Source organism: Streptomyces peucetius, from assembly GCF_025854275.1.
Lineage (GTDB): Bacteria > Actinomycetota > Actinomycetes > Streptomycetales > Streptomycetaceae > Streptomyces > Streptomyces peucetius_A.
Map to the genome: position 1 here is coordinate 725,965 of NZ_CP107567.1, position 13,921 is coordinate 739,885.

Sequence of the window (13,921 nt, forward strand, 5' to 3'; positions counted from 1 at the left end):
GCCGCGCGGCGGATCGCTGGAAGGGACAACCCCTCAGAACCCGAATACGGGTCCCGAGAGCCGTGCGAGTCGCGTGCCGGAAGCGGGCACGGCCAGTGCGTCGGCCGTGACCGGACCCCCCGGTTCGATGCGGAGCGCGGAGGCCAGGCGCTTGGACCCTTCCGGCATCACGGGACCTGCCCAGGCGGACAGGGCCGCTGCCACGCTCAACTGTGCGGTCAGCGACGGGTGGTGGCGGCCGTCCGCGCCGGGGCGCCTGCGCTGGTGGGCATTGGCGTATCCGAAGTCGGCCGTGGAGAGCACGATCTCGTCGAGGAGGAGGACGGCGCGACGCGGGTCGAACGCCTCGGGCGCATATGCGTCGCGCAGGTCGTCGACGGCGCGGTGGAGACGTCGAAGCTGCGTGTCCCATCCCGCGCCGCCCGGAGCGGCTTCGGGGACCAGGCCGGCGTTCTCCTCCTGCACCGCTTCGAACAGGCGGTTCAGCCAGCCGTTCCAGGTGCCGGTGAGCGTCTGTCGCGTCCGCGCCAGATCGTCCATGCGGAAGTCGGTTCGCCGCGCGGCCGGACGCCCTTCGAGCACATGCCGGCGCAGTGTGTCCGAGCCGTACTCGATCAGCAGGTCCAGTGCCCATGCCTCGTCCGGCGCCTGCGCCGCCGCATAGGTCTCGTTGACGTAGAAGTCCTGCGGCAGCTTCACACCCTGTGCCAGCAGCAGCGCGGGAAGCAGCACCGCATGGCAGAAGGTGTGCCCGAAGCCGCCGAAGTGCGCGGTGCGTTCGGGCAGCGGGCGGCTGTCGAAGCCCTGGCCGAACAGGTGCATGGCTGCCGCCTCGAAGCATCCGTCGATGCGGTGGCCGTCGAATCCGTCGACGGGTACCGGGATCCCCCAGGAGCCGGGGTGGCCCACGGCCACGTCGGGCAGGCCGTCCTCGACGAGGGTTTCGCAGAGCACCGCCAGCCGTGGCGGGAGCTCGGAGGCCGCCCAGTAGTCGGCCAGCGGTTCACGGAACTGCTCCAGCACGAGGTACGGCCGGCGGGAGCGACGCGTCTGCGGGGCGGCGCCGCACAGCCCGCAAAAGGGGTCGGTCAGGACTCCGCCGTCGTTGGGCCGCGCGCAGGCGCGGCACATGCCGCCCTCGCTCGTCGCCCGGCAGTGGGGACAGCCACCGGTCACCAGAGCGCCGTGCAGCCAGCGTTCGCAGGAGGCGCAGTACGGCATCGGCCGGGAGCGCATCACGACGGCTCCGTCCGCGTGGAGCCTGCGGAAGAGTCCCTGTATCCAGCGGGCGTACCCACGGTCGCGGCGCGGGTGGACGATGTGGTCGAACTCGACGGCCGCGTGCCGCCAGTCCGCGGTGATCGAGGCACGGTAGCCGTCGGCGACCGCGGCCGGGTTCCGGTGCACGCGAAGTGCCTTGGCCTCCACCGACGCGGTGTGGTCCGCGGTCCCCGTGGTGAACAGGACCCGCTCGCCGTCCGCACGCAGGAAGCGTGCCAGGACGTCGGCGGCCACGTAGGGGCCGGCAAGATGACCGATCTCGAGTTCGGCGCAGGGGGCGGGCGGGGTCGCGGTGATCCAGAGTGGAGTGTTCACGGTTGGACCTCCTTGACGCTGGAGTGTCGCGGGTGCGGTGCTCAGCGCGGTTCGAAGTGGAAAGAGCGGATGAAGCAGTCCCGCGGCTGTTCGACCGCGTAGACGATGCATTCGAAAAGGGCCTGGGTGGTGAGCTTCTCCTCGGCGCTCTGCCGGTCCGGGCCCATGTCTTCCCATTCGGCGGACCGCGGGTCGGAGGTGGAGAAGTCCGGTGGATACAGCGAGAAGACGCGAATACCCGAAGGGCCGAGACGCCGGGAAAGGATGTCGGCGAAGCCGGCCTGGGCGCCCTTCGCCGCGTAGAAGGCTTCGTGCGCCGTGGAGTGGGGTGTCGCGCGGCCCGCGCACACGGCGACCATGTTGACGATGTCGGGCCGGCCGGACGCACGGAGCAGGGGCAGGAAGTGCTTGACCATGAGCACCGTGCCGCCGGCCGTCGACTCGATCGTCTCCACGATCTCGTCGTCGGAGGCGTCGTCGAGCTCCAGGCCGTCCAGCCATCTGGCCCCGTTGTTGACCAGCAGGTCCACCCGGTCCGTGTGTTCGCCCACGCGCCGGGCGAACTCCCGGATGTCGGCGGGCCTGCTCAGGTCGCAACCGAACGTGTGGATCCGGTCCCTGGCGGAACCCATGACTTCGGTCCTGGTGCGTTCGGCCGCTTCGACCGTGCGGGCCGATACGTAGACCTCGGCGCCCAGATGGGCGAATCCGATGGCGAGCGCACGGCCGAAGTGACGGGACGCCCCGGTCACCACGACGCGTAGATTCTCGAATTTCATCCTCTGCTGCACTCCCCCACACAGGACGGAAGCCGGTGGAACTCCCCGATGCGGATGAGCAGTCGGGAGCCCTTGTGGAATCCAGCGTGGCAGAGGACGGGCCTGGTGAAGGGGTCGGAAGGGCTGCGTATTCACGCCGTGACGCGGATACGCCAGGGCAGGCGCACCGACCGTTCCAGTATGTGCGCCCGCTTGCCGTGCACCGCGACACTGCCCAGGACTCCCGCCTTCGCCACGGCGGTCGTCCGCACCGCGCCCCCCGGGGTGAGGATCGTCAGGGCGGAGCCGTCGGCGAGGCGGTGCGGCACCGTCCCCGGAACGGCCACGGCTGCCGTGAGGCATGCCGCGCCGGTGAGCGCGAGGCTCGGGTGCCAGCCGTCGACCGCGACGCTCCGTACGAACGGCCGGCCGCTGCCGTCCGCCCCGATCGCCGCGATCTTTGGCAGCGCGGAGCGCGGTGCCAGGCCGAGCAGCCGGGCCGCCGCCGCGCGCACCCTGAGCAGCGGCAGCAGCAGTTCGACGCCGGCGCCGAACAGTTCCTCCGCCGTCCGCACGCCGAACGCCGAGGCGTCGACGAACACATAGGGGTTTCCGAAGCGCACCAGTGAGACGTCGAAGCCGCCGATCCGGTCGACCGGGCAACCCGTCGGCAGCAGACGGCGGGCCGCCCAGGGGCCGGTGAACCTGACGGTACGGGTGCCCTGCGGCTCCGGCTCGCAGACGACGGCGTCGCCGGTCGTCAGGGCACGTACGCGCACCGGTCCGGCTCGTCCCGCGGCTGCGACGCAAGCGAGCAGCGAATGACCGCAGCCGGTGCGGAAGTCGAACCCTCGCGGCAGGCTCTGGACGAACCGGTACTCCAGGTCGAAGGCCGAGGAGGAGGAGGCCCCGTACAGGGCGATCTTCCTGATGTGGCCGCGTCCGGTGCGGTCCAGCCACCGGCGCACGTTCCGTAGCTCCTCCCCCAGGGCCAGCGCGCCCTGCGGGAGCCTGTCCCCGGCGAGTACGAGAGTCGGGCCGGGCGCCCCCTCCGCCCGGACGACATCCGCCTTCACGCCGCGCAGCCGACGGGGATGCGCAGCCCCTGCACGACCTCCGTCCACAGCTCATGAACGGCGATGCCCCACAGGGCCAGCGCGTCGGAGGCGGAGGGCCGGGCGGCCTGGCGGGCCAGCAGCGCCTGGACCCGGTCGGGACGCAGGCGCCCGTCCCGGCCGAGTCTCGCCGGGGACAACAGCTCCCGCACCGTGTCCATGAGCGGACTGCCGGACGCCATCATGGCGGCGAGGGGAAGGGTGAAGGGCTGCTTGGGCCGGTTCAGTACCGAACCGGGCAGCAGTTCGCGGCCCACGTCGTACAGGGCGCGCTTCCCGGTGCGCTCCGCCGCGGTCCGCGAGCGTGCCATGGCCACGGTCCCGGGCTGGCAGAAGGGCATCCGGGTCTCGACGGCCCAGGCCATGCTCAGATGGTCGACGCGACGCAGATGGTACGCGGGCAGCCGGCATCGCGTCTCGAAGTCCTCGAGGGTGGAGAGCCGGTCCTTGGGGGAGTCGCGCAGACGGGCGGCGATCCGGTCACTGGCGGAACCACGTTCCCTGAGAAGGGCTCGATAGGCCGGGGTGTACAGACTGTGGCGCAGCAGCCTCGGGGCGGCGGCGAGCGCATCGACGTAGGCGGCTACCCAGTCCTGGCCCTCAGGAACCGCCAGGGCGCTGCGGACGCGGTCGTAGCCGCCGAAGAGTTCGTCGGCCCCGTCGCCGGTGAGGGCGACGGTGAAGCCCGCCTCACGGACCGCGCGGAACAGGGCGTAGGTGCTCAGGGCGATCGGGTCGGCGTTGGGCTGGCCCAGGTGGCGCACGGTCCGCGTGAGCAGGGAGGCGAGTTCCGACGGGTCGACGTCGACCCGGTGGTGCACCGTGCGGGCCCGGTTGGCGACAGCTTGTGCGTAGGTGTGCTCGGCACCGGGCCAGCGGCCCTTGTAGCCGAGGTGGAAGGTGTGCAGCTGCCTGTCGTCGAGGCGGAGCTCTTCGGCCGCCAGCGCGGTGACGAGGCCCGAGTCGAGGCCACCGCTGGTGACCGCGCAGACCGGCACATCGGCGGCGGCCAGCCGCTCCGTCTCGTGCCGCAAGGTGTCAAGCGTGCCCCGGCCGCCGGCCTGCGCAGTGTCCCGCGGTGCGCGGCGGCGTATCCGGAGAGCGGAACCGGGGTGGGCGACGGCGGTTGCTCCGGGCGGCAGTACGTGCACCCCGCGGAGCGCCGTCTCGGTGCCCAGCGGCGTCTTCGTCGCCAGTACGGTGTCGAGCGTCTCCTCCCGGATGTCGGTGGGGACGGCGTCGAACGCGAGGAGCGCCGGGATCTCGGAGGCGAAGCGCACGGACCCGTCTCCGGCGACGTGGTAGTGGATGGGCTTCATGCCCATGTCGTCCACGGCCAGCACGAGTCGCGGCCGTGAGCGCAGGTCGAGCACCGCGACGGCGAACATGCCGTCCAGGTGCTCCGCGAAGCCGGGGCCGTACTCCGTGTAGAGGGCGGGCAGAAGGCTGCCGTCGCACCGACCGTCGAGACGGTGGCCGCGGGCGGACAGACGCCGCCGCAGCTCACGATGGTTGTAGATCTCCCCGTTGAACACGGCGAGCACACCGGGGGCGGTGCGTAACCGGTACGGCTGACTACCGTGGCCGGGGTCCGTCACCGCCAGCCGGTCACACCCGAGCGACCAGCCGCGGCCGCTGAGGACGCCGCGCTCGTCGGGTCCGCCGTGGCGCTGTCTGCCCGACACGGCATGCAGCTCGGGGTCTGTCACCCCAGCGGCGAAGGAACCGAAAATCCTGCACATGCCAGTCGCCTCCGACGGTCACGTTCCTTATCCAGACCAATGATTTGAATCTACCAATTTTTTGAGTGGCGCGTAAGTGCCATGTCGTGGACGCGCCACCGGATGCGCCTTGCCCCGAGTCCGTCGGAGCAACAGGCTGAGGACATGGACGAGTTGAAGACGGACTCACCCGACCGCGGCGCACCCGAGAGCCTGCTGGTCGTGGCCGCCCACCCGGACGACATCGAGTTCTGCGTCAGCGGAACCGTGATGCAGTGGATCGCCCGAGGCACCAGGGCGACCTACTGCATCGTCACGGACGGAGGAGCCGGCGGTTACGACGAACAGCTGCCCCGGCAGGCGATGGCGGATCTGCGCCGTGCGGAACAGGTCCATTCGGCAAAGCTCAGCGGGGTGCAGGACGTCCGCTTCCTCGGCTACCCCGACAGCCTCGTGGAGCCGAGCGTCGCCCTGCGGCGGGACCTGTGCCGGGTGATCCGTGAGGTCCGGCCGCAGCGCGCCGTCATTCCGAGCCCCGAGATCAACTGGAAGCGGCTCGCCGACCTGCACCCCGACCACCGCGCCGTCGGGGACGCGGCACTGCGCGCCGTCTATCCGGAAGCACGCAACCCGTTCGCCTACCCCGAGCTCCTCCGGGACGAGGGGCTCGAGCCCTGGACCGTTCGGGAGCTCTGGCTGATGACCGGCCCGACCCCGAATCAGTACGTCGACGTCACAAACGTCTTCGCACGCAAGGTCGAAGCCCTGCGCATCCACACCTCACAGACCGCGCACTTCGACGATCTGTCCGGTCTGCTGCACACCTGGCTGTCGGAACACGCCCAGGCGGGCGGCCTCCCGCAGGGCCGCCTCGCCGAGGCCTTCCAGATCGTGTCGACCGAGTAGCGGGGGCCGAGTAGCCCGGTTGCCCGGCTCGTTGCCCGGTCCCTTCCGGCTCAGCGGTAGATGACCAGCTCGTGCTCGTGGGCACCGTCGAGCTCGTAGCGCGTGCCCACCAGGGGTCGCCCGGAGTAGAGCCGGATCAACGTCGGCACGTCGGCCACCAGCCGGGCAGGCGCCCGCCCCGGGACCGCGTCGCCGAGTACGAGCGTGCTGCCGTCGCCGAGGGTCGCCCGCAACAGAGGTGTATCCCGTCTTCTGCTGGCGACCGACAGCAACTCCAGTGCCGGTGCGGCGCCTTCACCGGCGTAGGCGCCCGGCGTGCCCCATGCGTCGCGCACATCGCCGGCATGGACCCACTCCCCCAGGGCGACCGTGTCCAGCAGGCCGTCCTCGTGGGTGGCGATCACCGGACCCGCCTCGGTGAAGCCGCGCTCCAGCTCGTCCAGCACGCGTCCCAGCGGCCAGTCCGCCCGGTCCGCCACGTCGGCCGCGTTGGCCTCGGGCAGGAAGACCCCCTCTTCGAGCCGTCCTTCCACGATCCGCATCAGCGCGGCGCCGCAGTGGGCGAGCACTTCGCGGACCGTCCAGCCCGGGCAGGCGGTCCGGAGGGCGAACAACTCGTCCGGCGCGGACCGGAGCAGCGGCATGAGAGCGTCCCTCTCCGTCAGGAGGAGACGGCCGGGCAACGCGGGGTCACGAGGCCTTTTGGACATCTGACTCCCCTTTCGACCGGATCAGTAGCGGTAGTGGTCGGGCTTGTAGGGGCCGTCGACGTCGACGCCGATGTAGGCGGCCTGTTCGGGGCGCAGGGTGGTGAGTGTGACGCCGAGTGCGTCGAGGTGGAGGCGGGCGACCTTCTCGTCGAGGTGTTTGGGGAGCACGTAGACGCCGGTGGGGTAGTCGGCCGGTTTGGTGAAGAGTTCGATCTGGGCGAGGGTCTGGTCGGCGAAGGAGTTGGACATCACGAAGGAGGGGTGGCCGGTGGCGTTGCCGAGGTTGAGCAGGCGGCCCTCGGACAGGACGATGAGGACCTTGCCGTCGGGGAAGGTCCAGGTGTGGACCTGGGGTTTGACCTCGTCCTTGACGATGCCGGGAATCCGGGCGAGGCCGGCCATGTCGATCTCGTTGTCGAAGTGGCCGATGTTGCCCACGATGGCCTGGTGCTTCATCCTGGCCATGTCCGGGGCCATGATGATGTCCTTGTTGCCGGTCGTCGTGATGAAGATGTCCGCGCTCTCGATGACGTCGTCGAGGGTGGTGACCTGGTAGCCGTCCATCGCCGCCTGCAGCGCGCAGATCGGGTCGATCTCCGTGACGATCACCCGGGCGCCCTGGCCGCGCAGTGATTCGGCGCAGCCCTTGCCGACGTCGCCGTAGCCGCACACGACCGCGGTCTTGCCGCCGATCAGGACGTCGGTGGCGCGGTTGATGCCGTCGATGAGCGAGTGGCGGCAGCCGTACTTGTTGTCGAACTTCGACTTCGTCACCGCGTCGTTCACGTTGATCGCCGGGAACAGCAGCGTGCCGTCGCGGTGCATCTCGTACAGGCGGTGGACACCGGTGGTGGTCTCCTCCGTCACCCCCCGGATGCCGGCAGCGAGACGGACCCAGTCGAGGGTGCTGTTCTTCAGGAGTTGGAGGATGACGCGCTGTTCGTCGTTGTCGGCGGTCGCCGGGTCGGGCACTGTGCCGGCCTTGGCGAACTCGACGCCCTGGTGGACCAGGAGGGTGGCGTCCCCGCCGTCGTCGAGGATCATGTTCGGGCCCGCGTGGCCGGGCCAGGTCAGCGCCTGCTCGGTGCACCACCAGTACTCCTGGAGCGTCTCGCCCTTCCAGGCGAACACCGGGATCCCCGCCGCCGCTATCGCCGCGGCCGCATGGTCCTGCGTCGAGTAGATGTTGCACGACACCCAACGCACCTGCGCACCCAACGCCACCAACGTCTCGATCAGGACCGCGGTCTGCACCGTCATGTGCAGGGAACCGGTGATCCGCGCCCCGGCCAGCGGCCGCGCATCGGCGTACTCCTTGCGGATCGCCATCAGACCGGGCATCTCGTGCTCGGCCAGCGTGATCTCCTTGCGACCGAAAGAAGCAAGAGACAGGTCGGCGACCTTGAAATCCGTGAACTCAGCAGACATGAGGGCTCCTTGACGCCTGGACATTGCGGTGGATGTCGAGTGCTGCCGTCGAACGGTTGAGCGTGATGTAGTGCAGTCCCGGGGCGCCCTCGGCGAGAAGCCTGTTCGCCATCTCCGTGGCGTGGTCGACGCCGATCCGGTAGGAGGCGGCGGGATCGGCGCGTACCGCCTCGAGGCGCAGTGCCAGGTGCCTGGGGAAGGCGGCGTCGCTGAGCCGGGCGAAGCGGCTGATCTGGCGGTAGTCGGTCGCCGGCATGATCTCGGGAATGATCGGTGTCGAGCAGCCCGCAGCGGACACGCGATCCCGGAATCTCAGGTACGTCTCCACGTCGAAGAACATCTGCGTGATCGCGTAGTCGGCACCCGCCTCGCACTTGGCCACGAAGTGGCGGATGTCGTCGTCCCGGGACGCGGCACGCGGGTGCCCTTCGGGGAAGGCGGCCACGCCGACGGTGAACTCGCCGAGTGACCTGACGAGTCGCACCAGTTCGACGGCGTGGGTGAAGCCCTCGGGATGCGGTGTCCACCGGGCGTTCGGGTCGCCGGGAGGGTCACCGCGCAGTACCAGCACGTCGCGGATGCCCGCGTCGGCGTACTGGCCGATGATGTGGCGCAGCTCGGCCACCGAGTGGCCGACGGCGGTCAGATGGGCCACAGGACGCAGAGTGGTCTCCGCGGCGATGCGTTTGGTGACGGCGACCGTGCGGTCCCGCGAGGAGCCGCCCGCCCCGTACGTCACGGAAACGAAGTCGGGTGCCAGCGGCTCGACGCGTCGCAGCGCCTCCCAGAGCGTCGCTTCGCCGGCCGATGTCTTCGGTGGGAAGAATTCGAAGGAGAAGGTGGTCACCGGCGGACTCCGGCGTCGAAGTGGTTCGCCTCCGGGTCGTGGGCGGCGGTCGCGCCAGTGGAGTGTCCGGGGCGGAGGCGGCACGTCACGCGGCCCTTCATGTCAGGTCCCTGAAGTGTGCGACGAGATGAGCGACGGACTCGGGGCCGTACGACGTCCTGAGCCGGCAGACGAGGGAGTCGCGGTAGAGGCGGTACTCCTGCGTTCCCACGTAGTCGAGCACCGTCGCGGCCACGGCGCAGCCCAGTTGCGCCGCGTGGAGCTCCGGCACGCCCCAGGCCAGGCCCGCGAGGAACCCGGCCCGGAAGCCGTCGCCGGCGCCTGTGGGGTCCACGACGCCGGCCACGTCGACGGCCGGGACGGTCAGCGGGGGCTGCCCTTCCCGCTCGATGCGTACGCCCTGCGCACCGAGGGTGGTCACCCAGCAGCCGACCCTGCCGAGGATCTGCTCCCCGGTGAGGCGGGTGCGCTCCTGGAGCAGTGCTGCCTCGTACTCGTTGGTGAACAGCCACCGGGCGCCGGTGACGAGTTCCAGAGTCTCTTCCCTGCCGAGTCCGGCCAGTTGCTGGGCCGGATCGGCCGCGAACGCGATGCCGTGCTTACGGCATGCCCGCGTGTGCCGGACCATCGCTTCGGGATCGTCCGGGGAGATCATGACGAGGCCGAGCCGGCCGACTCTGCGGATCACGGCGCAGAGGTCGATCTCCTTGGCCTCCGTCATGGCCCCGGCGTAGAAGGTGGCGATCTGGTTCTGCATCCGGTCTGTGGTGCACAGGAACCGGGCCGTGTGGAGTTCGGCGCTGATCCGCACGGAGTCCGTGTCGACCCCGTGCTGTTTCAGCCGGACCCGGTAGGGCTCGAAGTCGCTGCCCACCGCTCCGACCAGTACCGGCCGGAGCCCGAGCATTCCGAGCCCGAAGGAGATGTTCGCTGCCACTCCCCCTCGCCGTATCTCCAGGCGGTCCGCGAGGAAGGACAGTGACACCCGGTCGAGCCGGTCGGCCAGGAACTGGTCGGTGAACCTCCCGGGGAAAGTCATCAGATGGTCGGTGGCGATGGAGCCGGTGACAGCGATCCGCATCTCAGTCCTCCGCCGCCGCCCTGCGCAGGGCGTCGGCCCGGTCGGTGCGTTCCCAGGTGAATTCCGGCAGCTCGCGGCCGAAGTGGCCGTATGCGGCGGTCCGGGCGTAGACGGGCCGCAGCAGGTCGAGGTCGCGGATGACGGCGGCCGGGCGGAGATCGAAGACCCGGTCGATCGCCGACTGGATGCGTTCCACGGCCACGGTCTCGGTGCCGAAGGTCTCGACGAACAGGCCCACCGGCTCGGCCTTGCCGATGGCGTAGGCGACCTGCACCTCGCAGCGGCGTGCCAGGCCGGCGGCCACCACGTTCTTCGCGACCCAGCGCATGGCGTACGCGGCGGAGCGGTCGACCTTGGAGGGGTCCTTGCCGGAGAACGCGCCGCCGCCGTGACGGGCCATCCCGCCGTACGTGTCGATGATGATCTTCCGGCCGGTCAGTCCGGCGTCACCCATCGGGCCGCCGATCTCGAAACGCCCGGTCGGGTTCACGAGCAGCCGGTAGCCGTCGCTCTCCAGGCTCACACCCTGTTCGGCAAGTGCCTTGAGCTCTGCCTCGACCACGTGTTCGCGGATGTCGGGGGCGAGGAGTCCGTCGAGACTGATGTCGGCGGCGTGCTGGGAGGAGACGACGACCGTGTCCAGGCGGACGGGCCGGTCGCCGTCGTACTCGATGGTGACCTGGGTCTTGCCGTCCGGGCGCAGGTAGGGGACGGTCCCGTCCTTGCGGACCTCGCTCAGCCGGCGGGAGAGCCGGTGGGCGAGGTGGATGGGCAGCGGCATCAGTTCGGCGGTGTCGTCGCAGGCGTAGCCGAACATCAGGCCCTGGTCGCCCGCGCCCTGCCGGTCGAGCTCCTCGCCCTCCTTGCCGGAGGTGTCGACGCCCTGTGCGATGTCCGGCGACTGGGCCCCGATCGAGACGGACACACCACAGGAAGCGCCGTCGAAGCCCTTCGCCGACGAGTCGTAGCCGATGTCGAGCACGGCTTCCCGCACCAGCTCCGCCATGGGCACGTAGGCCGCGGTGGTCACCTCGCCGGCTATGTGCACCTGCCCGGTGGTGATGAGCGTCTCGACGGCGACGCGGGACGCCGGGTCCTCGGCCAGCAGCGCGTCGAGGATCGTGTCGCTGATCCTGTCGGCGATCTTGTCGGGGTGTCCCTCGGTGACGGATTCGGAGGTGAAGAGCCGTCGGGTCATGTCACTTCACCTCCGCACGGAAGAAGTTGTCCTCGATGGCGGCCAGCGTGCGGATGGCGTCGACCTCGAGGGTCTCCATCTCGATCGTCCGGCCGCTCTGCTGCTCGAGCAGGAAGACGAACTCGACGAAGGACAGCGAGTCGATCAGCCGGTTCTCGATGAGGTCCAGGTCGGAGGCGATGTCCTCACGGTCCTGGTGACGCTTGAGGATCCAGTCCTTGACCTGCTGCAGACCTGCGCTCATGGCTGTGCTCCTTACGGTGTCGTGTTCATGGGGGTGGGCTGGTGTGTCGTGACCGCCGGTGGGGGCGGCGGCAGGAGGGTCGCCGATGATGGGCGCGGCGACGGCGACGGCGTAGTCGACGTCGTGGCTGATGCTCACGGTGATCCCGGTGATGCCGGAGTCGGCGGCCATGGACGCGGCGGACCGGCGGAGTTCGACCAGGGGCCAGCCGCCGTCCGAGCGCCGCACGACGATGTCACGCCATGGCAGGAACCGGTTGCGGACCCGCAGTGTCTTGAAGGCCGCCTCCTTGGCGGCGATGCGGCCGCAGAGGCTGAGCACGTCGAGGCCGGTCGACGTTCGGCAGTCGGCCAGTTCGCCGGCATCGAGCATCCGGTCGAAGAACGCTTCGCCGTGGTCGGCCATGAGCCGGCGGACACGGTTGACGGACACGATGTCCATGCCGAGATTCGCCCAGCCCAGGCCGCCGGAGGCAGCGGTGGGGCGGGCCGGCACGTCAGGTCACCGGCCCGGCCGACGCCAGTCGTGCCACGGCGGTGCGGACCGCCTCGGTGGCGGCCGCCCAGTCGCCGTGCCGCCGGGTGAGCGCCGAGAGCCACCGTTCGAGGCCGAACGCGACGCAACTGGTGAAGGCGGGGCCACCGGTGTCGGCGAGGCTGATGGAGCAGCGGTCACCGAAGAAGTTGCGGTGGGTGTTGACGGAGGCGATCGCCAGGTCCTCGTAGAGGAATTCGTGCTTGACGGGTGACAGGCGCTGGAGGACCGCCTTGGAGCCGCCCTTGTCGAAGAACGGGTCGCAGGCCGCTTCCTTGCGCAGCGGGAGGTCGAGCGCCGCCGCGAAGGCGGTGATGCGCTCGGTGAAGCGGCAGAGGTGTTCCTCGGCGTGCTCACGGCCGCCGATGGCGACGATCTCCCGCATACGGAAACCCAGTTGCCGCCGCAGGCCCTCGTAGCGATCCTCCTTGCGGAAGCACCAGCCGACGACGGTCACCAGGGTGTCCTCGGTGAGCCGGCGCCCCTCGTGGTCGAGGTAGACGGCGTAGCAGGAGGCCGAGGGCAGCCCGAGCGCGGCCGGCTGGAGGGCGCTGCAGGGGAAGCAGCCCGAGTCGTCGCAGAACTTCTCCTGCTCACGCCGGTCCAGGTCGAGCGGGGCGGCGAGCACCGCCTGATGAGGGAAGTTCTCGTAGTAGTCGAGCCGTGCCAGGTCCGCTGCGGGCAGCAGCGGCGGCATCGTCATGGCGTGGGCGCCCGCGTCGACGCCCCAGGACTCGAAGGTGTCGTCGAGCAGTCGGAGGAGGGCGGTGCCCTCGGGTCCGAGTGACGGAAGCCCGTGCGGTTCTCCCGGGGAGGCCGGTGGTGCGGGCGACCCTCGCTGTGCGGTCAAAGTGGTACGGGACACGATGTCGATCCACCTCTCGGTTCAGACGACCGGCAGGGTGTCGTCGGAGAAGATCCCGGTCTTCAGGAAGAAGGCGAGGGGCTTACGGATGGCCTTGCGCTCGTGGGGCCGCCGGCGCTCGTCGGTGATGAGTGCCGTGCGCAGGGCCAGGGGGTCGGCGATGCCGGCGTCGCGGTAGACGTGGGGGTTGTAGAGGGAGTTGACGCTGTAGACGACGTAGCGCTTCAGGTACGCCTCCACCTCGGCGAGCCGCTCGGCGCCGACCGCCTCACGCATCCGCAGGTGGAGCAGGGACACCAGTTCCCGGCCGAAGGCGATGTGGCGGGACTCGTCCTGGTGGTGGATGCGGTTGACCTCGCGGATGGTGTCGCAGAGCGCCGGGTCCTGCGCCATCCTGCTGTTGTAGTGGTCGACGAGCTCCTCGAAGAAGAGGATGCGCGCGAAGACGAGGAAGTTCTCGACCTCCGGCTCCCACACGGAGTCGGCGCGCATGGCCGTGGAGCCGTAGATCTTGCCGCCGTAGCGCCGGCAGAACTCGGCGAAGAACCACATGTGTTCGTTCTCTTCACCGATGAAGTGGTGGAAGAAGTCCGAGGGGACCTCGAAGCCCGGCATGTGGATGCGGCCGACCACCTCGATGAGCAGCTCGCGGATGCCGTGGACGTTGAGGCTGTAGAAGTTGATGGACTCCCACTTGGCGAGCCGGCGCAGTGTGTCCTCCCCGAGCTCGTCGAAGAGGGGGGTGCCGTACGGGGTGAGCAGCTCGGGGCTCATCCACATGCGGTCCTCGTCGAGCCGGTCGGGCCACTGGAACTGCTGGTAGGGGTTGTAGTAGTCCTCGATCGACTTCTCGCTCAGCCTCCCGAGGACCTCGAGGAAACGGTCGTTCACGGGCAGGGCCGCCTGGGCCATGGTCTC

At 69.9% G+C, this 13,921-nt stretch carries 13 protein-coding genes; 1 reads left to right on the top strand and 12 read right to left on the bottom strand.

What is annotated here, in order from left to right:
• Positions 1–33: 33 nt before the first annotated feature.
• The 4 genes from OGH68_RS03370 to asnB form a co-directional block, all read right to left on the bottom strand.
• Positions 34–1,596, bottom strand: a complete 1,563-nt coding sequence (locus tag OGH68_RS03370; protein ID WP_264241806.1) for a class I tRNA ligase family protein — start codon at positions 1,594–1,596, stop codon at positions 34–36.
• A gap of 41 nt (positions 1,597–1,637) precedes the next feature.
• A complete protein-coding gene (locus OGH68_RS03375) occupies positions 1,638–2,375 on the bottom strand; it encodes an SDR family oxidoreductase (protein ID WP_264241807.1) in 738 nt (245 codons plus the stop codon).
• A 131-nt stretch (positions 2,376–2,506) separates the two neighbouring features.
• Positions 2,507–3,430, bottom strand: coding sequence for a 2-methylaconitate cis-trans isomerase PrpF family protein (locus tag OGH68_RS03380; RefSeq protein WP_264241808.1), 924 nt, complete (start codon positions 3,428–3,430; stop codon positions 2,507–2,509).
• Positions 3,427–5,211, bottom strand: coding sequence for an asparagine synthase (glutamine-hydrolyzing) (gene asnB / locus OGH68_RS03385; RefSeq protein ID WP_264241809.1), 1,785 nt, complete (start codon positions 5,209–5,211; stop codon positions 3,427–3,429). The genes OGH68_RS03380 and asnB overlap by 4 nt, the downstream gene beginning before the upstream one ends.
• A gap of 144 nt (positions 5,212–5,355) precedes the next feature.
• Between asnB and OGH68_RS03390 the strand changes: the two genes are divergently transcribed.
• Positions 5,356–6,096, top strand: coding sequence for a PIG-L deacetylase family protein (locus OGH68_RS03390; protein WP_264241810.1), 741 nt, complete (start codon positions 5,356–5,358; stop codon positions 6,094–6,096).
• A gap of 50 nt (positions 6,097–6,146) precedes the next feature.
• Here the strand turns inward: OGH68_RS03390 and OGH68_RS03395 are convergent, their stop codons facing one another.
• The 8 genes from OGH68_RS03395 to OGH68_RS03430 form a co-directional block, all read right to left on the bottom strand.
• The gene (locus OGH68_RS03395; protein WP_264241811.1) at positions 6,147–6,806 is read right to left on the bottom strand and encodes a maleylpyruvate isomerase family mycothiol-dependent enzyme; all 660 of its coding nucleotides are present in this window, start codon (positions 6,804–6,806) and stop codon (positions 6,147–6,149) included.
• A gap of 21 nt (positions 6,807–6,827) precedes the next feature.
• The gene (gene ahcY, locus OGH68_RS03400; RefSeq protein WP_264241812.1) at positions 6,828–8,234 is read right to left on the bottom strand and encodes an adenosylhomocysteinase; all 1,407 of its coding nucleotides are present in this window, start codon (positions 8,232–8,234) and stop codon (positions 6,828–6,830) included.
• A complete protein-coding gene (metF, locus tag OGH68_RS03405; RefSeq protein WP_264241813.1) occupies positions 8,224–9,081 on the bottom strand; it encodes a methylenetetrahydrofolate reductase [NAD(P)H] in 858 nt (285 codons plus the stop codon). The genes ahcY and metF overlap by 11 nt, the downstream gene beginning before the upstream one ends.
• A gap of 97 nt (positions 9,082–9,178) precedes the next feature.
• On the bottom strand, positions 9,179–10,162 hold the full coding sequence (locus OGH68_RS03410) for a carbohydrate kinase family protein (protein WP_264241814.1): 984 nt from the start codon (positions 10,160–10,162) through the stop codon (positions 9,179–9,181).
• Position 10,163: 1 nt separating this feature from the next.
• Positions 10,164–11,360: a methionine adenosyltransferase gene (gene metK, locus OGH68_RS03415; RefSeq protein ID WP_264241815.1), complete on the bottom strand. Its 1,197-nt coding sequence runs from the start codon at positions 11,358–11,360 to the stop codon at positions 10,164–10,166.
• A gap of 1 nt (position 11,361) precedes the next feature.
• Entirely contained in the window at positions 11,362–12,099 is a 738-nt protein-coding gene (locus OGH68_RS03420; protein WP_264241816.1) for a 4'-phosphopantetheinyl transferase superfamily protein, read from the bottom strand.
• Between the two features lies 1 nt (position 12,100).
• The gene (locus OGH68_RS03425) at positions 12,101–13,003 is read right to left on the bottom strand and encodes a hypothetical protein (protein WP_264241817.1); all 903 of its coding nucleotides are present in this window, start codon (positions 13,001–13,003) and stop codon (positions 12,101–12,103) included.
• A gap of 21 nt (positions 13,004–13,024) precedes the next feature.
• Positions 13,025–13,915 carry a diiron oxygenase gene (locus OGH68_RS03430; protein ID WP_264241818.1) on the bottom strand — a complete coding sequence of 297 codons (891 nt, stop codon included), beginning with the start codon at positions 13,913–13,915 and terminating at the stop codon, positions 13,025–13,027.
• Between the last annotated feature and the right edge of the window lie 6 nt (positions 13,916–13,921).